This is a genomic window from Mycolicibacterium chlorophenolicum (genome assembly GCF_001044235.1).
Classification (GTDB): Bacteria; Actinomycetota; Actinomycetes; order Mycobacteriales; family Mycobacteriaceae; genus Mycobacterium; species Mycobacterium chlorophenolicum.
The window spans coordinates 1-21187 of the sequence record NZ_JYNL01000061.1 but is presented as its reverse complement, the minus strand read 5'-3'; the positions used below and the strand labels follow the sequence as shown (position 1 = coordinate 21187).

General features: G+C 64.4%; 20 protein-coding genes. 9 read left to right on the top strand and 11 right to left on the bottom strand.

What is annotated here, in order from left to right:
- Positions 1–123 precede the first annotated feature (123 nt).
- Positions 124–594 (top strand): ubiquitination-like system serine protease family protein, encoded by a 471-nt coding sequence (locus tag MCHLDSM_RS22145; protein ID WP_048472041.1) that lies wholly within the window; start codon positions 124–126, stop codon positions 592–594.
- A gap of 317 nt (positions 595–911) precedes the next feature.
- Here the strand turns inward: MCHLDSM_RS22145 and MCHLDSM_RS40250 are convergent, their stop codons facing one another.
- The 5 genes from MCHLDSM_RS40250 to MCHLDSM_RS22120 form a co-directional block, all read right to left on the bottom strand.
- Entirely contained in the window at positions 912–1367 is a 456-nt protein-coding gene (locus MCHLDSM_RS40250) for a type II toxin-antitoxin system RelB family anti-toxin (RefSeq protein ID WP_048472040.1), read from the bottom strand.
- 7 nt (positions 1368–1374) lie between these two features.
- The gene (locus MCHLDSM_RS22135; RefSeq protein ID WP_048472039.1) at positions 1375–1707 is read right to left on the bottom strand and encodes a type II toxin-antitoxin system RelE/ParE family toxin; all 333 of its coding nucleotides are present in this window, start codon (positions 1705–1707) and stop codon (positions 1375–1377) included.
- A gap of 60 nt (positions 1708–1767) precedes the next feature.
- On the bottom strand, positions 1768–5172 hold the full coding sequence (gene mobF, locus MCHLDSM_RS22130) for a MobF family relaxase (RefSeq protein ID WP_234714155.1): 3405 nt from the start codon (positions 5170–5172) through the stop codon (positions 1768–1770).
- 201 nt (positions 5173–5373) lie between these two features.
- On the bottom strand, positions 5374–6465 hold the full coding sequence (locus tag MCHLDSM_RS22125; RefSeq protein ID WP_048472038.1) for a hypothetical protein: 1092 nt from the start codon (positions 6463–6465) through the stop codon (positions 5374–5376).
- Positions 6466–6891: 426 nt separating this feature from the next.
- Entirely contained in the window at positions 6892–7098 is a 207-nt protein-coding gene (locus MCHLDSM_RS22120; protein ID WP_048472037.1) for a hypothetical protein, read from the bottom strand.
- A gap of 89 nt (positions 7099–7187) precedes the next feature.
- Here MCHLDSM_RS22120 and MCHLDSM_RS22115 point away from each other — a divergent pair, with 89 nt between their 5' ends.
- Positions 7188–7586, top strand: a complete 399-nt coding sequence (locus MCHLDSM_RS22115; protein ID WP_168440105.1) for a hypothetical protein — start codon at positions 7188–7190, stop codon at positions 7584–7586.
- 290 nt (positions 7587–7876) lie between these two features.
- On the opposite strand, the gene MCHLDSM_RS22110 is transcribed toward MCHLDSM_RS22115, so the two are convergent.
- Both MCHLDSM_RS22110 and MCHLDSM_RS22105 read right to left on the bottom strand, forming a co-directional pair.
- A complete protein-coding gene (locus tag MCHLDSM_RS22110; protein WP_048472036.1) occupies positions 7877–8287 on the bottom strand; it encodes a hypothetical protein in 411 nt (136 codons plus the stop codon).
- Positions 8284–9090 (bottom strand): ParA family protein, encoded by an 807-nt coding sequence (locus MCHLDSM_RS22105; RefSeq protein WP_048472035.1) that lies wholly within the window; start codon positions 9088–9090, stop codon positions 8284–8286. Before MCHLDSM_RS22105 ends, MCHLDSM_RS22110 begins: the two co-directional genes overlap by 4 nt.
- A gap of 626 nt (positions 9091–9716) precedes the next feature.
- Here MCHLDSM_RS22105 and MCHLDSM_RS36555 point away from each other — a divergent pair.
- The 3 genes from MCHLDSM_RS36555 to MCHLDSM_RS22095 all read left to right on the top strand — a co-directional run bounded on the left by MCHLDSM_RS36555 (position 9717) and on the right by MCHLDSM_RS22095 (position 12477).
- Positions 9717–9941: a DUF2188 domain-containing protein gene (locus tag MCHLDSM_RS36555; protein ID WP_060937735.1), complete on the top strand. Its 225-nt coding sequence runs from the start codon at positions 9717–9719 to the stop codon at positions 9939–9941.
- A gap of 164 nt (positions 9942–10105) precedes the next feature.
- Entirely contained in the window at positions 10106–11314 is a 1209-nt protein-coding gene (locus MCHLDSM_RS22100) for an adenine-specific methyltransferase EcoRI family protein (RefSeq protein ID WP_048472034.1), read from the top strand.
- Positions 11311–12477, top strand: a complete 1167-nt coding sequence (locus tag MCHLDSM_RS22095; RefSeq protein ID WP_048472033.1) for a GmrSD restriction endonuclease domain-containing protein — start codon at positions 11311–11313, stop codon at positions 12475–12477. Before MCHLDSM_RS22100 ends, MCHLDSM_RS22095 begins: the two co-directional genes overlap by 4 nt.
- Positions 12478–12706: 229 nt before the next feature.
- Here the strand turns inward: MCHLDSM_RS22095 and MCHLDSM_RS36550 are convergent, their stop codons facing one another.
- Both MCHLDSM_RS36550 and MCHLDSM_RS22090 read right to left on the bottom strand, forming a co-directional pair.
- Positions 12707–13639 carry an HD domain-containing protein gene (locus MCHLDSM_RS36550; RefSeq protein ID WP_201780399.1) on the bottom strand — a complete coding sequence of 311 codons (933 nt, stop codon included), beginning with the start codon at positions 13637–13639 and terminating at the stop codon, positions 12707–12709.
- Positions 13640–13680: 41 nt separating this feature from the next.
- Complete coding sequence (locus tag MCHLDSM_RS22090) at positions 13681–14688, bottom strand: hypothetical protein (RefSeq protein WP_131722676.1); 1008 nt, start codon at positions 14686–14688, stop codon at positions 13681–13683.
- Between the two features lie 439 nt (positions 14689–15127).
- Between MCHLDSM_RS22090 and MCHLDSM_RS22085 the strand changes: the two genes are divergently transcribed.
- Positions 15128–16315, top strand: coding sequence for a hypothetical protein (locus MCHLDSM_RS22085; RefSeq protein WP_131722675.1), 1188 nt, complete (start codon positions 15128–15130; stop codon positions 16313–16315).
- Positions 16316–16498: 183 nt separating this feature from the next.
- Positions 16499–17524, top strand: a complete 1026-nt coding sequence (locus tag MCHLDSM_RS22080; RefSeq protein WP_053083059.1) for a site-specific integrase — start codon at positions 16499–16501, stop codon at positions 17522–17524.
- Between the two features lie 106 nt (positions 17525–17630).
- On the opposite strand, the gene MCHLDSM_RS22075 is transcribed toward MCHLDSM_RS22080, so the two are convergent.
- A complete protein-coding gene (locus MCHLDSM_RS22075) occupies positions 17631–18782 on the bottom strand; it encodes an ImmA/IrrE family metallo-endopeptidase (protein ID WP_048472030.1) in 1152 nt (383 codons plus the stop codon).
- Positions 18782–19132: a hypothetical protein gene (locus MCHLDSM_RS22070; protein WP_048472029.1), complete on the bottom strand. Its 351-nt coding sequence runs from the start codon at positions 19130–19132 to the stop codon at positions 18782–18784. The genes MCHLDSM_RS22075 and MCHLDSM_RS22070 overlap by 1 nt, the downstream gene beginning before the upstream one ends.
- Before the next feature lie 140 nt (positions 19133–19272).
- Here MCHLDSM_RS22070 and MCHLDSM_RS36545 point away from each other — a divergent pair, with 140 nt between their 5' ends.
- Both MCHLDSM_RS36545 and MCHLDSM_RS22060 read left to right on the top strand, forming a co-directional pair.
- The gene (locus MCHLDSM_RS36545; RefSeq protein ID WP_053083058.1) at positions 19273–19929 is read left to right on the top strand and encodes a multiubiquitin domain-containing protein; all 657 of its coding nucleotides are present in this window, start codon (positions 19273–19275) and stop codon (positions 19927–19929) included.
- On the top strand, positions 19868–21091 hold the full coding sequence (locus tag MCHLDSM_RS22060) for a ThiF family adenylyltransferase (RefSeq protein WP_082169024.1): 1224 nt from the start codon (positions 19868–19870) through the stop codon (positions 21089–21091). Before MCHLDSM_RS36545 ends, MCHLDSM_RS22060 begins: the two co-directional genes overlap by 62 nt.
- The last annotated feature ends 96 nt before the right edge of the window (positions 21092–21187 follow it).

Below are 21187 nucleotides of genomic sequence, written 5' to 3'. Positions count from 1 at the left end.
CTGCAGATACCTATAGCCCTCGCCACTCGGCAGTGACCACCGAGACCAAGGGCGTGATTAGCCGGTGCCAGGTGGGTCCCAGTCAGGCCGTCATCGTGGTCCCAGATCGGGTTGACACAGCCAATGCCTAACCGGTCTTTCACCGCCACAGCAGGTTTCCCGTTCACCCATCGCTTCGTCGCCGAGATCCCGCCGTACCAAGAACTTGAACAGCGCACTCTCTACATCTGCATCGAATACGCCACCACAATCCATCTCTGCGCCTGCGGATGCGGATTCGAAGTGGTCAACGCCCTGTCGCCCACGGGTTGGCAGATGTCCTTCAACGGTGAGACGGCATCCTTGAGCCCGTCCATCAACAACAGCAGCCTCGCCTGTGCTTCGCACTACTGGATTGATCACGGCAGAATATTCTGGGGCGAAACGGTGACAGCGGCCCGCGTCGAAGCCCTCCGCGCCGCCGACCGCCGTGCCAAGCAGCATTTTTACAACGAAACAGTGAGGGATCACCGCCCTGAGACGCGTCCCGCGCCCGACCAGGACAAGCTAGTCAATCGGCTGTCCCGCATCTGGCGCCGCTGGCATCACAGATGAGAGCCCAACGAGGTGATGGAGCTACGACCTCTTGCGGCGCAGGACACCCCGTGCCCGACGCTTTACTCACCGAGAAACCTATCTAAGCCAGACCCCTAACCTTCTGATCTGTAGCTGCCCCTGCACTGCGGCGCGGACCTACGGACCTTTAATCCGCAGGTTCAACTCACATGCGTGGCCGGAATAGAACGAGCCGCCCTCTCGGCCGCCCCCGGCTGCGGATGGCGCCTCGGCTCGCCCTACGCCCATCGCATCTGCGCTCTCCGCGGTGTGCACGCTCCGTACATTGGGCAATCGTTGCCCGACACTCAAAAGGGTCATGCGGCGGTGATCATGATGCGGAGGCGTTTTCCGCAGGCAGCGGCGAGTCGTTCCAGGGCGTCGATGCCGGGGGTTCGTGCGCCGTTCTCCCATGCGGCGACCGCGGATTGGCTGGTGCCCATGATGGCGGCGAGTTGGGTCTGGGTGAGGCCGGCATCGGCGCGGGCGGTGTAGACCAGCTCGGCGAGGTCCATCGCGCGGCCGGCGTCGTGGTAGGCCTGCTCGTAGGTGTGGTGCTGCTCAGCGGTGAGGGCGGCCTGGCGCTGAGCGCGGGCGGTCCGGTAGTCGACCCCTCCGGCCTTCTTCGCGACGACGGCCTTCTTCGCGACGACGGCCTTTTTCGCGGTGGCGGCCTCTTTCGCGGCGGCGGGGGCCTTCCTGGCGCTGGCGGTTTTCTTGGCCGCTTTCTTCGGGGTGGCGGCCTTTTTAACGGGGGCGGTCTTGACGGCCATCGGTGCGTTATCCCTTCCTTGTCTGGTGGCGGCGTAGCGCTTTGCGCGCTCGGGTGATCTCGGTGCGTTCGTTCTGGCGTTGTTTTCGGAAGGTGGTGAGGGTGACGAGTTGGCGGTCGGGGTCGGCGGTGTAGGTGATCCGCTGGTTGACCTGTCCGCAGCGAAACCGCAACTCCCACAACTTCTCTGAGAGGTAGCGGTTGTGCGGCATGCCCAGGGTGATGCCCTCGGCGGCGAGCCGGTCGAGCGCCTGATCGGCCTGGGCCAGCTCGCCTGCGGACAGACCGGCATACCAGCGTTCGACTTCGCCGCTGAGAACGATTCGCCACTCATCGCTCACAACCACACCATACCGTAGTCGATATATATCGACAACGGTGTAGTGGTCGGTTCTCGGGCGTTAGTCGATGCCCAGTCCGTAATCCCGATCGCGCTCACGTCCGCGATCACGGGACCTCAGTGGCTCGGTGAGGATGCGCCAGCTGCGGGCGGCGGAGTCGCGGTGGCTGTCCGCGACTGCCGCTAGTGCGGGGTCGATGACATCCGGTGTGGGGCGGGCATTTTCAGACCAGGGTAGGGCGAGTCCGTCGAGGAGCCGGCGGCCGGGGCCGGGCTCGCCGCTGTCGATGAGCAGGAGCCGCCCGCGGACAGGTACCAGGGCGGTGGCCACCGCCGCGAGATGCGCAGGGTCGGCGGCCGCGGCGTCCTCGACGACCACGACCGCCCCCGGCGGTGGGGGATGTGCGGGCAGGCGTTCGGCGAACTGGTCGAGGCGACGCTGATCGGGACGCGACGGTGCGGCGGCGATCTGGACGTAGCGCCGGTCGGTGCCGGCGGCGGCCTGACGCACGGTGTCGACGAGGTCGGGGGTGTAGCGGTCGGCAGCCAGGGTGGTCACGACGTAGGGCGCCGACAGCGCCACGGCCACCGGGTCGCTGCGAAGCTGCGAGGAGGGCAAGGGGGTGCCGTAGCGGTGGGTGGCGGCCAGGACCTCGACGAGCGCCCGGTCCGAGGCGTGCGCGCGGTCCTGCGCGCTGCGGTCGTGGGCGGCGTGGTGGTCGATGCGGTGCTCGCGGCGCAGCCGGGCGGTCACGGTGCGGTGGTGGCGACGTAGGTCGGCCACCTGGTCGGGGAGCTGGTCCTCGTCGGCGGCCGCCGCGGCGGTGGTAATGGTGGCGGCGCGGTCGTCGCGGCCCAGGACGCTGCGCAGTGCGGCCGCTGCTTCCGCCGGGGTGCCTCGGCGGGCGGTGTGGACACCCGTGGCGGTGGGGTCGGCGTGTTCGTGGTCGGCTTCCCCGGCTCGGGTGTCGTAGATGCGCACGGTGTTGGTGTGCCGGCCGCGGGTCAGACCGACGTAGGCGATGGAGCGGGTTGCGGCCTCGGCCGAGAGCAGGGTGTGGCAGGTGTCGGCGGTGACGCCCTGGGCGGCGTGCACGGTCACCGCGTAGCCCAGGTGGGTGTGCTGGCGCAGATAGTCGCCGTCGAGGGTGGCTAGCGCGCCATCGTCGAGGCGACGAACGTCGATCCGATTCGTCTCGGGGTCGACGGCGAGGACCTCCCAGCGTTGTCCGTTGCGAATCGGATCGGCGGCGGCACCACGGTCGGTGCGGGTGGGGATGTCGGTGGTGTTCTGTCGGGTGATCACCACGTCGCCGGCCGCGACGTGGTGCCCGCGCGCGGTGGCCACGGTGGGCGCGTCGTCGTTGATCCGCTCGGAGTGGATGCGGATGTTGATCGCATCGGCCATCTCCCAACGGTCGGCGATGAGCAGACCGTCACGGCCGGCGGCGACGTCGGCCGTCCAGGCCGCCACGGCGTCATCGGCCATGGTGACCTGATCCCCGATGTGCAGCCGCTCATGGCGGCGGTACCAGCCCACCGCGCGGCGCAACGCCGCCGGCCCACCGTCGCGGACCGCCAGTGAGGCGTCGCGCTCGTCGTGATCGTGCATCCGCCACACCTGCGAGAGGCGTTGCGCCCAGGGCAGATCGGTGACCAGTTGGGCGAAGGTGCCGCCGCGTTGCGCGACCGGTGCGAGCTGGTGCTCGTCACCGACCAACACGACCTTGGTGCCGGCGGCGGTGGCCACCTCCAGCAACCGTCGCAGGTGTTGGGTGCCGACCATGCCGGCCTCGTCGACGACGACCACGGTGTCGGCGTCGAGGACCTCGGTGCCGCGCTCGAGGCGGCCCAACAGCGCGTCCAGGGTGGCCCCGTCGTCGCCGGCCTTCTCGCGCACCGCGACGTCGACCGCACGCCCGGTCGGAGCGGCCACCAGAACGCGTTTCCCGGCGTCGTGCGCCGCGGCGCGCAGCGCCCGCAGAGAGTGGGTTTTCCCGGCCCCCGCCGGGGCGCTGAGAGGCTGTACGAGCCGCTCTGAGGTCGCGATCGCCGTCACGGCGCGGGCCTGATCCGCCGACAGCCCAGTGGTGTCCACAGACGGCAATACCGCGGCGCTGTGGCGGCGGCCCATCACGTCGAGGATGGCGCGTTCTTCGGCGATCAGATCGGCGGCGGTGTAGCGGATCGACCCCTCCCGTTGATGCGCTTGCCGTTCGTCTCCGATGCGCAGTGCGACACCATCGGCGAGGCGCTCGATGACCTCTCGTGGCGACGGTCCATCGGCGTCGTCGACCGGCATCCGCGCGCCGATCGCCTCGACGAGATCCGCACGGGTGAACGCCGCCTTCGTCAGGCCGTGCGACACCGCGCGACGCACCACCTTCGCGTAGTCCACACCGGCAGCCCGACGCGCTTGTCGCGCAGCCTGCTGGGCGTCCATGTCGACCCGAAATGTGCGGTCGTCATCGGCCCATGCGACACGCAGCGACGCCCACGCCACACCTTCGGGTTTCCGCGGCCGGGTGGCCTTCTGCGCGGTCGCCAACTGCCCCGCGGAAAGCTCGTCATCGCCGCCGAGGCGCAGATGCCCCGCCGCCCACTCACGCAGCTGCGTGGCACGCGTCGACCACGCCGTCAGATCGCGCCGATCGGCCCCGGCAATTTCGGCCATCCCGGTGTGCGGATCGACGTCGTTCCACTCCACGCCGATCGAACGTGTCAGCTCCCGCCGCAGCGTGGCCTGGTAGATGATCCCGGCGGCCTTCGCTTCGTGATAGAGACTCGTGCCGTCCAACGACACCAGCCGCCCATCCGCACGCGCCTGCCGGTTCGGAACCAACACATGGGTGTGCAGATGCGGGTCCCCGGCCCGCGAGGTTTCGTGCTGAAAACCAGCCGCCACGATCCCCGGCAACCGCACCAGATCCTTCTCACCCGAGCGCGGATTGTGCACACGGGTATAGCCCCCATGCTCGACCAGATACTCCATCGCCTCGGTGATCGCGAAGGCGTGCGCATCCGCGACCGCCTTGCCCGTCACGTCGTTGCCCAGACCACGCATCAACGACACGCTCTTCGGCGCGCAGAACGTCAAGTCATAACCGTGCACCGACGCCCGCTGTCCGAACGCCCGACCACTCGCGCCGCACGGCGATTCCCCGTCGTCCAACCACCGCGTCACCGCATCCAAATCGGCGTTCTCGCCGTCGCGGCCAGCGCCCGTCAAACCCCTCGCCGCGGCCGCGTCCCGGCCGGCGGAAAACCACACCGGAAGCCGCGTCTCGGACTCGCTGTAGTACTCGCCCAAACCCCCACCGGCAGCCCGCGATTCCAGCGCCGCCGTCGATGCCGAACGCGCGGTGTCGACGTAGTACGACACCGACCACGCCCCGAGCTTGGCGATCGTCAACACCGAACCGCACACCTCCCGCCCAGCCTCGCACACCTTGTGCAAATGTGCCATGTCGTTATGGTGGTACAGCGGTACTAAGCGTCAGTGGTGGGTTGTGAGAGGGCAGCGGAGATGCGGTGAGCAGCGGGAGAAGTGGGAAGAGAAGCGGGAGGGTGGTGCGGAAGACGTAAGTGAGAAGCGACGAAGAGGGCGTCGGTGGGGGTGCTGAGAGGTTGCGTCTGGCCGCAACGTCAGCGTGCCGGTTCGCAACCACTAGGCGCGTCGTCGACCCGAACGTTCAACGGTGCGCTCCATCGCGTCTCCGCGGACCGCGCGGTGGTCTGCTGCGAGTCGGTTCATCGCGCCGCCGTGCCATGTCTGGACTGACACCCCGATGCCACGCCGCGACAACGCGATGGGCGTGCTGCTGGTGTGTTCCTCACTGGGGGTGCGTTGGGCGCGCTCGGTGAGCACTCGGCGGATCTCTTCTCGGGCGGCGGTGATCCGGGCCCGCGCTGCGTCGGTGAGCACCACCGGGTGCGGCGTCTGGTCGATGCTGGCGGCGGCGCAGCCGCCAGCCTTTGTCGGTGCCGTCTCGGGCGGTGTCCAGGACAGCCGTCGCAACCTGCTGGCAAGGAACGCGCCGGGGTTGGCGATGTGGTCGGGCCACGTCGCTCCTCTGGTACGCATGTCGGCGTTGAGGGCGTCGTTGACCGCACGCGCGGACCACACCGCGGGGTCGATGCCGGCGCCGCTGAGCGCATCGCAGATGGCACCGATATGGGTGCGATCCAGGCCGTGCGTGATCGCGACCAGTCCCGCGGCCAGTTTCTGGGTGGCCAGCGGCCGCGCGGTAGCGCGCCGCGGCCGCGGTTGTCGTGTCTTGTCGCAGAGTTTCTTGGCGGGCGCGCTCGCGCGCCCGCTTGGTGAGTAATTCCCTACGGGAGAAGAGCAACCAACACCGCCTGACGGCGGTAGGTGGAAATCACGCACAAGCGGTCGAGATTGTGGACGGGCCTCGCGACGCGGCACCAGGTGGTACACCGAGGGTCGGCGGCCGACGCTGGGAGTGTTTGTCGAACCGTGGCCCCGCTGCGCTTCCACGGCCCATCTGGAGACCCTCAGCACGCGCCAGGCGGCGGTCACGGTGCGTACGTCGCAGCCCACCTTGTCGGCGATTGTCGCGCGGGTGACCGCGACGTGGCGGCCGGTGGCGTGGTCGGCGTGCTCGGCCATCACCGTGGCGACCGACAACAGCGTCGCCGTGGTGATCGACACCCGCGCCTCAGCACACAGCTGTCCGAACGCTGGGGAGTGCACCCACCGCGACAGCCCGTCGAGCCAGCCGGCGCGACTGGTCCACATCGGGGCAGACGGTGCGCAGGAGCCGGCGCGCGTCACCCAGTCACGGCGACGCTCGTGTGCCAGCGCACGAACCACATGCGGACTGGAAGAAGCAGGAGCTACAGCCGCGCCGAGCGGCGTCGGCCGCGCACTGTTCGTCCGACGTGCGCGGGTACTGATGAGGTCACGGTTTGCGCACCGATCGCGCGGCGAATCTGGTGCAGCTTCGAGGCGTGCGCTACCGTGAGACGTGACCGGCAAAGTCATCGTCCCTTCGGGGATATCGGGTGCGGACCCAGAACCGAGTTCCAGCTCGGTTCGAAACCTCGACAGGGCCTCGCTACGGCGGGGCCTTCGTCATGTCAGCGGGTAATCCGCACACCAGCTATTCAGATGTCACGTATGCCAAGGCCTCTGCGTCAGCAAGGTTCGAGGCCTGGCAGGTGGTCACATCGCCAGCGGCAGGACCTCCTTGCCGAGTTCACGAACCAGCTCAGGGTGGCCAACGTGGGCGGCGAGAACGTCAGCCACGTACTGCCCCATCGAAATGCCACGCTCGGCGCACTCCTGCTTGACGATCTCGTAGACGAGGCGGTCAGGCCGCGCCATAATCTGCGCGCGATCGCCCTTGTTTGTGCTGCGTGTTCGGGCCATGTGCTTCAGCTTTGCGCACTTATCAGATAACACATGAGCGACGCGCCGAACGTCTCCATCTCTTCCTCCAAAAGCAGACGTACCGTTCGGTGGTGGTGATCGACTCAGCGGAGTTGGAGGCGGCCATCGCGGCGGTGTACGCGGCCCAGCTGCCGATCCCGGCGTGGTGGCCGGCTGAGGCGCGGTCGGCGTTTATCGAGGAATACGCCAGCGAGGCGGCCTGCATGGTGCTCTCGGAGGTGGACGCGATCGGCGATCGGATAAGCGACTGGGCGGCCCGATCACAAGTCAGCGACGCGGATGAGTCCACGATGATCGCCTCGGCGCAACAGGTTCTGCTCGGTGAAGCCTGCAGCGAGGTGCAGTACGACCTGACCGAGCTGATTGCCAGCAGGAGCGCACAGTTGATGGCTGAAGCTGTCTTCGACCACACGCCTCGCGCGCAGCAACACGTGCTGTGGCCGGTGGCTCATCAGGGCCAACTTTAGGCCGCCGCGCCGACGACCCGCGGCGTGCGGGGCGGTGCAGCGTGGGCCGCCGCCAGCGTTTCCCGCCCGGTTTCCTCGTACTGGCCCGTTTGCGCGGGGTGGGTGGTGGCTGTCCAGGCTCGACCGTAGGTCGACCGCGCAGCGTGGGTACCGGCCTTGACGGCCCCCACCCACCGTTTCGCCACAATCGAGGCCGAGAAAGTCCGCTCCCCCGCTTGCGTCAGCCCTGAAGAGCCGCACATCCACCACCAGTCACGGCGATGAAGTGTGGGTTTACGCTGCCCACGCGTTCAGGGCATGCGGTCGTTGCGGTCCGGCTTTGGAATGCCGGCGTCGTCGAGGTAGCGATTGATGGCCTCGTCGACGGTGTCGGTGATGACGTATCCGTGGGCTTTGATCCATTCGAGCCGCGCAAGGGTTCCCGCGTGCAGCTGTGTGGCGAACGGACTCTTCACCTTGCGTTGACGGGCTTTTAACCGAACCGGTGCGATCGGCTGGGCCTCCTGCTCACCACCGGGTGACGTCACCCCGGGCGCGACGGTCGGGATATCGGTGTTCTGCGGCTCCGGCGCGGCCGACGCCGTTTCGTTGACGGTGGTTTCTTCGGCGGTGACCCGTGCGGCTTGGGCGCGTCGCTCTGCCCGCGACAGCGGACGGGTGGAACCGACCTGCAATCCGGCGGGTTTCGATGCGGCGTTCATGCTGCGTGCCGCCTTGCCGCGATGCGTTCCGCGACCTCGCGGTAGGCCACCGCCGCCGTGCTGGTTGGGGCGTGCACGTTGACCGGTACGCGTTTGCCTTTGGCTTCCACCACCCGCACCGTGTGCGGGATCTCGCCCAGATACGCTCCGCCGTCAGACCACTCCCCCCAGTCGGCACGTAGTTGCCGGCGCACGTCCTTGCTCGCCTTAGGGTTGCCGTCGAAGTCGGCCAGCAGCACGTACCGGATCTCCACGTCGGGGTTGAGGGTCTCCTGGACGTCGAGGATCGAGTTGCCCAGTTCCACCAAGCCGTCAACCTCGTCGGGGCCGGCCTTGAGGACGGCCAACACGTAGTCGGCCGCCGCGAGTGCTGCGGTGGTCAGCTCCCCCAATGCCGGCGGGCAATCCAGGAGCACGAAGTCGTAGCCCTCGATGTCGTCGAGCTGGCGCGCTAGCCGCAACTGGCCGCCCGATCCGAGCCCGGTTCGCTCGAGCTCCTTGAGCGCGAGATGACCGGGCGCGACGTCGATGCCGAACTGCGTCGGAACGATGACCTTGGCCAGCGGGACGCGCATCGCCCGGTCCGGGTGCAGAACCTCGTACATGGACGCGTCCTCGGCGTCGAGTTCGATGCCCAACCCCTTAGTGCTGTGCGCCTGCTGATCCATGTCGATTACTAGGACGCGCAGACCCATCGCCGCCAGGTTCGCGCCGAGGTTGATCGTGGTGGTGGTCTTGCCGACGCCGCCCTTCTGCAGCGCCACGGCCAGGATTTCGCACTGCCTATTTGACGAAACAGTCATGGCAGAAGATTACCAACCTGCATGCAACCATGGCTACATAACAACTTACATGTAAGAAAGCATGCATGTAATAGTTGATGATACCCTGCTGGTAGCCAGCAAGGGTCACCGCGCGGTTCTGATGACACATAGCCGGCGTAGCGGTCGATCCGCCGCGTCAGGCTGTTGACCTCGGCGACGCGGACGGGTTCGTGGTGGCGAGTGCACTGCTGTAGCCCTGAGTGTTCGAGTCGGACGCTTCCCAGGGTCCAGTTTCGGTTGGCGGCATCGACGCCTCGGATATCGCCTTTCTCTGCCGTCACCTTCAAAGGATAGGTCGCCTGCCTGCCTAGCCTCGGGCCAGGCGGCCGCGGTTTGGTCGAGGCAGCGGTAAGACGTTGACGTGAAGGTTATGTCGAGGGTGCGCGCGATTTGGGCCCCGGGGGGTGCCAGGCAGGTCCTCACTCGTTCAGAGGGCACGGTTTCTCGGAAGCCGTCTTCTGTCTTCAAGGGCGTCCCCGTTCCCGCCGGTCTGGGGACAGGCCGCTGGGACCAAGGTCAGCGGGATTAAGCGTGTCAGCCTGCCCTCGGCCAGACAGGCGGCACAATTAACTGCAGAGAGGCACTTACGTCGAGAAAGGTGACTCATGGCCAAAGGCGACATCAGTACTTACAACGAAGATGGGGTCTGGAAGTCGAAGGTGGAGGGCAGTAGTCGAGCCGCTCACACCGGGGGCACCAAAGCCGAACAACAAGCGGTCGGCCGGCAGATGGCGCAGGACCGTCAGGTTGAGCACACCATTCGTAAGCTTGACGGAACAATCGGCGAGAAGAACTCGTACGGCAACGATCCGAATCCTCCGAAGGGGTAAAGCAGCGGCCCATCGCCGCAAGCAGGCCGCGTCTCGCCTTCGAGGTTCGAGTGGATTAGTTCCTTCTCACCGCTTCACGAGCTCGGTCGGCGCCCGTCGATAAGATTCTTTCCGCAGACACGCCCCGCAACCCGGCGGTGCAGTCCGGGCCACGGGGGGAGTGCATGACGACCGCTTCGAAGAACAGCAGTCTCCAGGCTGCTCGCGAAACGAAGAATGACGAGTTCTACACGCAGTGGGCCGACATCGAGCGCGAGATCAACGCCTACCTCGAGTTCGACCCCAATGTGTTCCGAGACAAGGTGGTCCTCCTGCCGTGCGACGACCCGGAGTGGTCAAACTTCGCGAAGTTCTTCGCCCTGCACTTCGTCGACTTCGGACTGAAGAAGCTCATCTCCACCTCGTACGCACCCGACAGCAACCCGAACCTCGCCTACTACACCCCGACCCTGTTCGAGATGGACGACCCGAAGTTCGACGAGACCAAGACCCACACGAACGGTAAGAAGTTCGTCCTCGAGCTCAAGGACATCAACGGCGACGGCATCGTCAACATCGACGACCTCCAGTGGGAATACCTCGACGGCGACGGCGACTTCCGCAGCAAAGAGGTAACGGCACTGCGTGACGAGTCCGACTTCGTCATTACCAATCCGCCGTTCAGCCTCTTTCGTCAATTCATGACCTGGATCATCGGCGGCGGTCGCAGATTCTCGGTGATCGGCAACAACAACGCCATCACCTACAACGAGGTCTTCCCGCACATCATGGCGAACCAGCTCTGGAAGGGCGCGACCGCGAACAGCACCGACATGGTGTTCGGAGTCCCTAAGGGCGCGAAGGTGTCCGCCGCCGACCGGCTGAAAGCGGAGAAGCTCGGCTACCCCTCAGACGACGAGCGGGACTACACACGGCTCGGTAATTCCTGCTGGTTCACCAACATCGACCACGGCCGTCGCCACGAACCGCTGCAGCTCATGACCACGGCCGACAACATCAAGTTCAGCAAGCACAAAGAAGTCCGCGGCGTCGGCTACCCGACATACGACAACTTCCCCGCGATCGAAGTGCCGTTCGTCGACGCGATCCCCAGCGACCACGACGGGATGATGGGCGTTCCGATTACGTTCCTCGACAAGTACAACCCCGACCAGTTCGAGATCGTCGGCAGCAGCGAGGGTGACTACCCCCAGACGAAGACCTACGGTCCGAAGGAGCGCGTCGTCGACGGCGTGCGGATGAAGTCGAACACCGGATCCTTCGGCTGCTTCGTTCGAACCGAGTCATTCGGCCCTGGAACGTATTTCGACGTGGGCTACCCCGTAAAACGCATCTACAAGCGCATCTTCATCCGCCGGAAAGACGCCTCATGAACACCGAGCTGAAGCACTACACGGTCAAGCAGATCCTTGAGGGCTTCGTCTACAACGAGCTGGAGGGCAAGGGCCTGTTCGGGCTCGACGGCAAGCTCGTCATCCAGCCCGAGTACCAGCGCAACTACATCTACAACGACGGTAAACGCGACGTCGCTGTCATCGACTCATTGCTCAAGGGGTACCCGCTCGGGCTGATCTACTTCAACGTGGAAGGCGAGACGTTGGAGGTGCTGGACGGACAGCAGCGCATCACCAGCTTCGGCCGCTTCGTCACCGGCAAGTTCGCGATCAAGGTCGACGGTAAGGAGCAGACTTTCTCCTCGCTCCCCAAAGACAGCCAGCGCAAGATCCTCGACACACCGCTCGACATCTACGAGTGCGCGGGCACCGAGGACGAGATCAAGGCGTGGTTCCAGACCATCAACATCGCCGGCGTCCCGCTCAACAAGCAGGAGCTGCTCAACGCAATCTACTCCGGACCCTTCATCACAAAGGCCAAGGCCGAGTTCAGCAACTCGAACAACGCGAACATGCAGAAGTGGCGGTCCTACGTCAACGGCGACCCCAAGCGGCAGCAGATCCTCGAGGAGGCGCTGGACTGGGTAGCGTCCTCGCAGCACCTGAGCATCGACGCCTACCTCGCCCAGCATCGCCTGGACCAAGACATCGCCCAACTGAAGACCTACTTCACCTCCGTCGTCGACTGGATCGGAAGCGTGTTCACCCGTCCGCCGGATAAGGAGATGCGCGGCCTCGAATGGGGCCGACTCTACGAGGCGCATCACGGGACCTCCTACAGCGCAACGAAGATCGAGGCCCGCGTCAACGAGCTGCGCGCCGACCCCGCGGTGCACAGCAGCAAAGGGATCTACGAGTACCTGCTCGACGGCGGGACGAAGCCGCAGCTGCTCGACATCCGCCTGTTCGACGCGAAGGACAAGCGGGTCGCCTACGAGCAGCAGACGCAGAAGGCCGAGACCGTCGGCGAGTCGAACTGCCCGCTGTGCGCGATCGGCGGGGACAGCAACAAGACCCGGATCTACAAGCTGAGCGAGATGGACGCCGATCACGTGACCGCCTGGTCCAGGGGCGGGTCGACGGATCTGTCCAACCTGACCATGCTCTGTGTGCCCCACAACCGCGCTAAGGGCAACCGGTAACGTTCGACGAGCGCTCACGGTGTGGGTCGTCCGAGGTCAACCTACTTCGAATGAAGACGGCTCAGATCCTGTCTCGCGAAACCGGGTAGGCACGCGGCCTGAGGTTCGACGAGCTAGCGGTTGGCGTGGTGGTGTCATGGCTTCGGCCTCGGCGAGGGAGCGCAGTTCGACCCGAAGCGGTCCTGCCACTGAAAGACGTCGGGCACGTTGGTGGCCCCGGTGTTGGCTCCTAGCTCGGTCTTCTCCGCACCGGGGCGCTCAGGGCGAGTAGCTTGGCTTCAGCATCGGTCATCGAAACAAGCTGTGCCACAACGGTATCCCATTGCTTACCAGTGCTTTGATTAAGCAAAATGCGGGCAGTTTCGGCAATAATGCCCTGTGCGTTGGAATTTGATTGCCGAACATCGGGATGTTGATAGATCGTAATGGCGTTGGCCCGCCTGAATGCGGCAAGGGCAGCCGCTTCTTCCCGCTCCATTGCTATACGGGCTGTTCGTGCCGATGCGGAAACTACACCGTTGATTAGTGACTTCCGTTGGACGTCGAGGGAATCACCGATGATGTTGCTGACCTCGGAATCGAGATCCGTTTGCGACAGCAGCCTAAGGGTGACAGCGTCGTGAAAATCCCTTGTGAGATAAGCGATTCGATCGGCCCAACGAACGATCTCCGCTTCGGGCGTGGAACAGGACGTGCTACTCGACCAAGAGTGCGAACGCACGCCAGACACTATCTCGGGGCAGTACCCACGCTTGTGGAGGAGATCCGCTCCGCAGTCTGCATGGTTGACGGACCCTACTAAGCGGCAGAGTTCGCGCTCACCTGCGTGTCCGAAGGGCAAGTGCCCGCAGTCGTGCGCCAGTCCGATCGCAGACGCAAGGTCAACGTTCAAACCGAGCTCGGCGGCGATCACCGCCGCAATCTCAGCGACGTCCAGACTGTGGTCCAATCGAGTTGCGCAACTATGGTTGCTTGACACCGAGAAGACCTGGGTGACGCCAGCCAGTCGCTGCAGTAGTGGATCATCACGTAACGCAGCATGGTCGGATCGCCATAGTTCCAGTCGACCTCGCCGCGCTTGCCGATCCGTCCGAATTGACAAGCCGGCGCCACGGCCGTGCGGTGACGCTAGCCGCGTTGCGCTGGGACCCTCTGCTCCCATTGACGTGGAGAGCCACTTCCGCATGTAAGCACTGCCGTCAATCACGACAGTGTCCTGTCTTTACGGCGCTGGTCGATGACTGCCGCGAGCTCACTGACTTCTCGCTGGTTCCACTTCCGGTGGACCGCTTCCAAATCGATCGACATCTCCCGCCGGGCGACCTCGGCGACCTCAGCCAAGATCGCCGGCTTGGTCTTCAAGCTCTTGGCTTTCAACGAGTACCGCAGTGCGCCCAACGGATGGACCTCGGTCAGGGTTGCAATACACGCCGCTGAGATTTGACCAGAGGTGACGGTGGTTTGACCGTGCACGGCATCGAGTACGTCGGCCACCAGGGCTGCGATGAACCACTCCTCTTCGTTGACGCCTTCGGGACCGACAGTGGGCCACCACTTGGCTGCCGACGACATTCCCTTCGTGGCGATCGCCAGACTGTCCCAGAGCTTGGACACGTGAAAGTCGTCCACCCAGTCTTTGGACTGGTTGTCCGTAGGTTTCTTTTTGACCCAAGTCGGCAGGGCCGTCGCGTCGGCGCCGCGGAAACCGTCCCACCCGAAGCCTTGCCTGAACAGGTCGAGCAGCTCACTTACCGATCCGATTCGCAGCTCGCCTTCCGGTCGAGACGGGAAAAACTTCGCGCTGTACCGCGCGGCGGCGGTCGCTGATTTACCCGAACGAAACTGTCGAATGATCTCCAGGCCGATGTCTTTGGTGGGAATGGGTTCGTCGGGCTCGTGACCTGCAATTAGAGCGGTGATCACGTCGTCGACGTATGCGTCGACAATCTGCGGGAACTTGGTCAGGTCTCCGGCGAGGGCGATCGACTGCCACACCTTGCTTCTGTCCCAAGCCTCGATGACGCCGCCGGCGTTCGCTGAGCGCTGGACCAGCAGAAGCGGGTTAGACCGCCGCTCACTTGTCGAGTGCCGGTGCCTAGCCGGCGACTTACATGTCCGCTCCCGCACCACATGCTCAGGAAAGCTTGTGGTGCGTGTTACCTCGGTGCGCGTCCCGCAACCGGGGACTGGGCACAGGTATTCGACGGCCATTTGAGAAGAATACACAGATTCTGCTGATTTCTCGAAATCAATTGTAGTGATATATGGCGCTTGTTTTTAATGGATCCGAGCCCATCTAGCAGTAAGCGCAGATCTATCGCTGGGCAAGGTGACGATGCTAGATATATGTGCATCGCCGCATCTGAACTGCACTTACCTCGGTTTGGCAGATCTAGCATGCGCCGCTATGCGCGCGTTTTTAATGCCCGGTTTCGAGCTGTGATCTGGTTGGCATGCGCGGCGAAGAGCGGTACCCTCAGAGGTCCGAAGCTTCTCTGGAACTTCGGCGAAGAGAAAATAATAAGACGATGGCGGCGAGCGCTAAAGGCCTAGGAAACCCAGCTCGCCGCCATCGGTCCGCCCGTTGGGGCGCTATCGATGTTACATCGATTCGCGTACCGGACGGGAGACCCGCAAAGGAAACGGGCTCATGTCGTTGCAGTTTTGTGCTTCTGCTTCTCCCACTTCACTCGAACGATTCGTTACTACTGAGCTGGCGGATCTCAATGAACATGCCCGTGATGGGGCTCTGCTGTTCTCGGACTGGGTGGTGCACGTTCTACCTAGTGTCGCCAACATTCGAGACGAAGCGAGCGCTATCACGGCGACCGATGCGCGGAAGCGGCTACGGCGGCTCCTCGGGGTGGTTGCCGTGTCGGCGGAGGCCAACGCCCAGCGCTGCGGCTTGCCAGTGGGTGCCGGACTCCAACATCTTCCCGGTGTGGATGTCGCTCTCCTGCTCCTCGCTGGGCGAACCGGACCGCCGTTAACGGCGTGGGATTTCTGGATGGAGACCGATCCGCTGCTGAACTTCACGCACGACAAGTTCCCCAGTACGTTCCGTGATGCTGTCCGAACGCAGGTCGTGCTCAGCACGGAGGCGAACGCCATCACGCGGCGGATCATCGACGGGGAGATCGACCTGACGTCGCCGATGGGTGCGCACTTCATGCGCCTGGTCGGTGATCTGATCCAAGAGTGCGGGCATGCGTACCGGCGATTGGATAAGGAGACCAAGATTGACGCCGCCGAGAACTTCCAGCGGTTCCGGACGTGGTTGGCGCCCAGCGAACTCTTCGGAACACGGTGGACCGGTCCTAACGCCGCAGCTCTGAGCGCTATGACCAACCGTGACATTCTGTTGGGGACGGCGAGTGAATATTTCACTGGTTACCTTCGTGACGACATCTACTCGCACCTGAGCCTGCGTGAGCAAGGCGAGGTCGATGACGATCTACGACGGGGATCGGTGATGGACCGGGTGGTCGACCGGCTCGGGTATGCGAGCATCGCCGACTTTGTTAGTGCCGAGGACGCCGTCGATCGCGTCGTTGAGCTTCCTCATGCGTTCACGATGTCCATAAGCGCTTATGCGATGGCACTGCAGAATCACTACCTGAGCTCCGGCCCGCATACCGCTCTGGTGAAGACCAGACTGGCCACCGACATCGACGACGCCGGAACCACCGACCAGATTCACGCTGGAGTAGGGGTGTCCGGTCGTCCCCACGCTGATCATCTGCGCAACCTCGCCAGTATGAGGCGAGACCTCCCAGCGGTGATAAAGCTGAAGGGCATCGTCGCCGAGATGAGCCGCACGCACGCGGCAGCGAGCTAGTTGAACAACCCAAGAGGGCCACGGCGGGACATCCGTCGTGGCCCTCAGCATGTCCGCGAGCTTTCGGACCGCTCGCTAGGTCGGCAGTCTTCTTGGGTCTCGTCAACGTGCTCCGACCCGTATTACACGGGATAATGCACGGAATCCCAGGTAATGACAGAACGGGTGCCTAGGCTTGTCCCGGTGCCGACACCCGACCGGACGCCCGCCCCGGCGCCCACCCACCCCGTCACGGTGGTCTCCGACCAGACCCTCACCCCCGACGAAGCCCGCTACGTCGACGCCGCCCGCGCCGCCAACACCGTGCGCGGGTACCGCGCCGACTGGACCGACTTCACCACCTGGTGCACCGAGCGCGGGCACGCTCCCCTACCCGCCGACCCCGCCACCCTCACCGGCTACCTCACCCACCTCGCCGCCCGCGGCCTGAAAGTCGGCACTATCAGCCGCCGGTTGTCGGCGATTACCTTCGCCCATACCGTGCACGACCTGCCCGACCCCACCGCAGGTGCCCGCGTGCTGGCGGTCTGGGAAGGAATCCGACGCACCCACACCACCCCACCAGTCCAGGCTCTCCCGCTGATGCCGCCCCTGCTCTACGACGTCCTGGACGCCTGCCCCGCCACCCGGGCCTGGGCCTCGCCCACCCGTGACCCCGAACCAGACCTCGCCGGCCTGCGCGACCGCGCCCTGCTCCTGACCGGGTTCGTCACCGCGCTGCGCCGCAGTGAACTCGCCGCCCTCGACGTCGACCACCTCGCCGAACACCCCCGCGGCCTCGTCGCGACCATCAGCCGGTCCAAGACCAACCAAGCCGGCACCCAACCCGAACTGGTCGTCATCCCGCACGGGGTCAACCCGCAGCGCTGCCCTGTCACCACCCTGAACACCTGGCTTACCGCCGCAGCCATCACCGACGGTCCTCTCTTTCGGCCCGTCTCCAAAAGCAACCGCCCGCTCCCCCGCCGGCTGAACACCGAATCCGTTAACACCTTGGTACGCAACGCTATTCACCGCACCGGCACCGACCCCACCGGCTACAGCGCCCACAGCCTTCGCGCTGGCTTCGTCACGCACGCCTATCTGCGCGGTGCCACCGACCGCGCCATCGCCCACCAAACCCGGCACCGTTCCCTAGCCACCCTAGGCGGCTACGTCCGCATCCACGCCGCCTGGGAGGACAACGCCGCCACTCAACTGGGGCTTTGAAAGTACCGGCCTAGGTTCGATTCTTGAGATACCCCATGGACTTCGATTTTTGAGATGCTCCATGGGCGAGGTCAAAATTCGAAGGTAGACCGTTGATATCGAAGGATTATGTTGCCGGTGGCTGGCCGAGTATGGCCGCGGCTAGATCTACGGATTCACGTAGCTTGCCGAACCGGGACCAATTGCCGGTGTAGTGCCCGAATTGTCCCGCGACGATTCCATTGGACACGTTGGTCTTTCGCGCAAAGGCCTCGACGTCGGCCTTGGTTGAAAGAAGGACCAGTTCGCATCGTTGCCGGTCGGTGAAGAACGTCTCAGAGGCGAACGCGTCGGCGGCGGTTTCCTGTTGATCCGCGTTGTCCTCGACGTGTTTCGACCGTTCAAAGTGTAGAAACGTCGCCCGTTTGGGGTGCAGGAGTACGTGAGCGACTTCATGGATCAAGGTGAACCAAAAGGCGTCGACGAATCTGTATCGGCCTGTGAGCGCAATGATTGGATGCGACGGCGTGTGCCACCAAGTGGCGCCAGAGATGCGCGTTTCGTCAATCTCCGGGACGAAGACCAACAACACCCCGGCTCTGGATAGCATGGACTGAGCCGTTCGAAAGCCTTCCCCAACGGGTAAGCGGCTTAGTGCTGGTAGGTGCTGCGCGGCGGCCCGTAGGGCGCTGGCGTCGTAGTCTGCTGCGTCATTGACCAGCATGTCGGCTTGTACTTCGGCGAGGCGACGCCATAACGCCGTGGCGTAAGGGTCGACGGTGAATTTTTGGCTACGGCGGTAATTGACCTGCGGCGCAAGGAAAATGCGGTCGAATGACTTCTCATCTGCAACTCGAAAGAAGCGCAGCAGTGCTTCGACTTGGGCGGAGGCAGTAGCGGAGAAGTCGACGACGCGATACTCCTGCAAGGCCCGTTGAGGGAATTTGGCGACCCAGTGCTGCATTCCAGCCAGCACTGAAACGGAGGTTCGCCGCACCTTGTCGGCCTGCCAGGAGGCATCCATCTGGAGCAGCATCTCGGCCGGGATGTCAAGGACGCGCTCCAGGGCGACGGCAATGTCTGGAGACAGGGGCACGTGCCCGTTGATCAGCTGATTGAAATGCTTGGTGCTGATGTTAGTTCGAGCAGCGACGTCGGCTTGGGAGTACTCAAGGGCGTCGAGTTCGGTCTGAATCAACGAGCCCGGTGCGACGGCCCAGTCGGCCTCGAAGCGGTGGGCCACGTAGTTAAGCGTGGAGTCCGCGCGGGAGTCGGTCATCAGCCGGCGAGTCGCAGCAGACTGGTTCCCGCGGCGCGGATGTCATCGACGCGTAGCGAGCCCTGCGTCGACATTCCGGTCCAGTAGTCGCCCGGATCATCTCCTCGATGTACGTGCCCAGTCTTGGTCAGGACCACGGCATGCATCGCTGCCTCCTTATGTTCGACGACAATGCGGCTCACTGCCGCATCGATGGGCTGGACGTGCACGCTGCGTAACCGGCTCACCGAACGCAGGTCGGCGGCATGTCCGACGACGGACAGCAGCAGCCGCACAGCATCGGCCGAGGCGGGGCATGTCCGTGTCAGCAGGTCACCGGACGTGCAGATGCGCCGCAGGTCGGGCGACATCCAGGCCAAAAAAATGTTGTTACCTCCGAGGTAATAACAACTTCATGTAAGATCGGTTACCAGATGCACCAAGAGTACTCGGGTGGGTCACGGCATCACCGACACGGCACGCACCGCGCCAAGACGAAAGGGAACCAACTGTGAACGCCCCCAACAAATTGACCGTCTACCTCGACGGATCGCCTCACTACCTGGCGCCCGGCCGATACACCGGTACCCAGATTCGTGCCCTCACCACCCCGGCGGCCCGGGACCTGTTCTGGGATATCGAGGACGCTGCCGACCCGGCCATCGCCCCCGACACGGTGATCACGATTAGCGATGGAATGCGGTTCTACACCTCGCTGCCGGTGACCGTCTACCTCGACGCTCACCCGTACACCGTTCCCGCCGGCGCAATCTCTGAGCAGCAGCTGCGCGACCTGCCCACCCCACCGGTCAGTGACGACCACGCCATCTGGCGTGACATTCCAGACGCCAACGACCGCCGCCTCGCTCGTGGCGAGATGCTCGAGATCAGCGGTGACGAACGGTTCTTCTCGGCCCCCCAGCGTCACCCGCACACGCTCACCATCATCGTCAACACCCGGTCCAAGCAGGTCGAACAGCGCGAGCTGAGTTTTCAGGACCTGGTGGCGTTGGCGTTCGACAACCCGCCCGCGGGCGAGAACGTCTTGTTCACCATCACTTACAGCAAGGCCGTCGCTCCGAACCACAAGGGTTCGTTGCCCGTCGGTGGCGTCCTCACCGTCAAGGAAGGAACGATCGTCAGTGTCGAGCACTCTGATAAGTCGTAGCCCCGACCTATGTCGCCTGCGGGACCAGGGTTACGCGGTCTCGATCGTTGGCGGCCACCTGCTGGTAGCCGACGTGCCCTACGTGACCTCCGGACGTCTTGTGGCACGGGGCACGCTGGTGTCCGAACTCAGTCTGGCGGGTCAGGTCACCACCAACCCCGTCGCGGATCACGTCGTGCGCTTCATTGGCGAAATGCCCTGCCACCCCGACGGAAGCCCGCTACATCAGCTGGTCATCGACTCTCAGCCCCAGCAGATCGACGCTCAGCTGACGACGAGCTACACCTTCTCGCACAAGCCCGCTACCGGCTATCCCGACTACTTCGCCAAGATGACCACCTACGCCGCCATCCTCAGCAGTCGCGCGCAGGCCATCGACCCCACCGCCACCGCCCAAACCTATCCTCCGGTTGCCGAGGACACTGTCGACTCGCCAATGCGCTACCTCGACACCGCCGCCAGTCGTGCCGGCATCACCGCCGTCGCCGCGAGGCTAGCGGTGTCGAAGGTCGCGATCATCGGCCTCGGCGGCACGGGGAGCTACGTCTTGGACTTCTTGACCAAGACGCCGATCGGTGAAATTCACCTCTTCGATGACGATGACTTCCTGCAGCACAACGCGTTTCGTAGTCCAGGTGCCGCCACGCTGGAAGAGCTTCGTGCCCATCCGGCCAAGGTCGACTACCACACCGCCCGGTATACGGCCATGCATCGCAAGGTCATCCCCCACCGGGTCGCGCTCGACGAGAGCACCGTCGAAGGGATCGACGACATGGAGTTCGTCTTCATGTGCATCGACGACGGACCCTCAAAGAAGATCATCATGGAACGCTGCGAGCAACGAGGCATCCCGTTCGTCGACACCGGCATCGGAGTCAACGTCATTGACGGCGCCCTTAGTGGCATCGTCCGCACCACCATCAGTCGCCCCGACCCCACCAGTCGGGCAGCGGCGCGGTCGCAGATCTCACTGGGCGACGTCGGCGACGACGCCTACCACCACGGTGTGCAACTCGCCGAGCTCAACGCTTTCAACGCTGCCCTTGCGGTTATTGCGTTCAAGAAGACGCTTGGCTTCTACGCCGACCTAGCCTCGATCGACTCCATCAACTACACGCTGGCCACCAACGAAATGGACAATGTCGGCGGCGAAGATGCCTAACCTGGCGGTGACAGTCTGATTCGGGACCAGTGTGACGGTCTGATTCGGGACCCACCCGGGCTTCGGCGTGGCGTCGTGACGGCTTGATCTGGACCC

Coding starts and splice junctions, on each gene's coding strand:
- MCHLDSM_RS22145 (WP_048472041.1), top strand. CDS start 124: ATGCCTAACCGGTCTTTCACCGCCACAGCAGGTTTCCCGTTCACCCAT.
- MCHLDSM_RS40250 (WP_048472040.1), bottom strand. CDS start 1,367: ATGGCCGTCAAGACCGCCCCCGTTAAAAAGGCCGCCACCCCGAAGAAA.
- mobF (WP_234714155.1), bottom strand. CDS start 5,172: ATGGCACATTTGCACAAGGTGTGCGAGGCTGGGCGGGAGGTGTGCGGT.
- MCHLDSM_RS22125 (WP_048472038.1), bottom strand. CDS start 6,465: ATGTGGACCAGTCGCGCCGGCTGGCTCGACGGGCTGTCGCGGTGGGTG.
- MCHLDSM_RS22120 (WP_048472037.1), bottom strand. CDS start 7,098: ATGGCCCGAACACGCAGCACAAACAAGGGCGATCGCGCGCAGATTATG.
- MCHLDSM_RS22110 (WP_048472036.1), bottom strand. CDS start 8,287: ATGAACGCCGCATCGAAACCCGCCGGATTGCAGGTCGGTTCCACCCGT.
- MCHLDSM_RS22105 (WP_048472035.1), bottom strand. CDS start 9,090: ATGACTGTTTCGTCAAATAGGCAGTGCGAAATCCTGGCCGTGGCGCTG.
- MCHLDSM_RS36555 (WP_060937735.1), top strand. CDS start 9,717: ATGGCCAAAGGCGACATCAGTACTTACAACGAAGATGGGGTCTGGAAG.
- MCHLDSM_RS22100 (WP_048472034.1), top strand. CDS start 10,106: ATGACGACCGCTTCGAAGAACAGCAGTCTCCAGGCTGCTCGCGAAACG.
- MCHLDSM_RS22095 (WP_048472033.1), top strand. CDS start 11,311: ATGAACACCGAGCTGAAGCACTACACGGTCAAGCAGATCCTTGAGGGC.
- MCHLDSM_RS36550 (WP_201780399.1), bottom strand. CDS start 13,639: ATGGGAGCAGAGGGTCCCAGCGCAACGCGGCTAGCGTCACCGCACGGC.
- MCHLDSM_RS22090 (WP_131722676.1), bottom strand. CDS start 14,688: ATGGCCGTCGAATACCTGTGCCCAGTCCCCGGTTGCGGGACGCGCACC.
- MCHLDSM_RS22085 (WP_131722675.1), top strand. CDS start 15,128: ATGTCGTTGCAGTTTTGTGCTTCTGCTTCTCCCACTTCACTCGAACGA.
- MCHLDSM_RS22075 (WP_048472030.1), bottom strand. CDS start 18,782: ATGACCGACTCCCGCGCGGACTCCACGCTTAACTACGTGGCCCACCGC.
- MCHLDSM_RS22070 (WP_048472029.1), bottom strand. CDS start 19,132: ATGTCGCCCGACCTGCGGCGCATCTGCACGTCCGGTGACCTGCTGACA.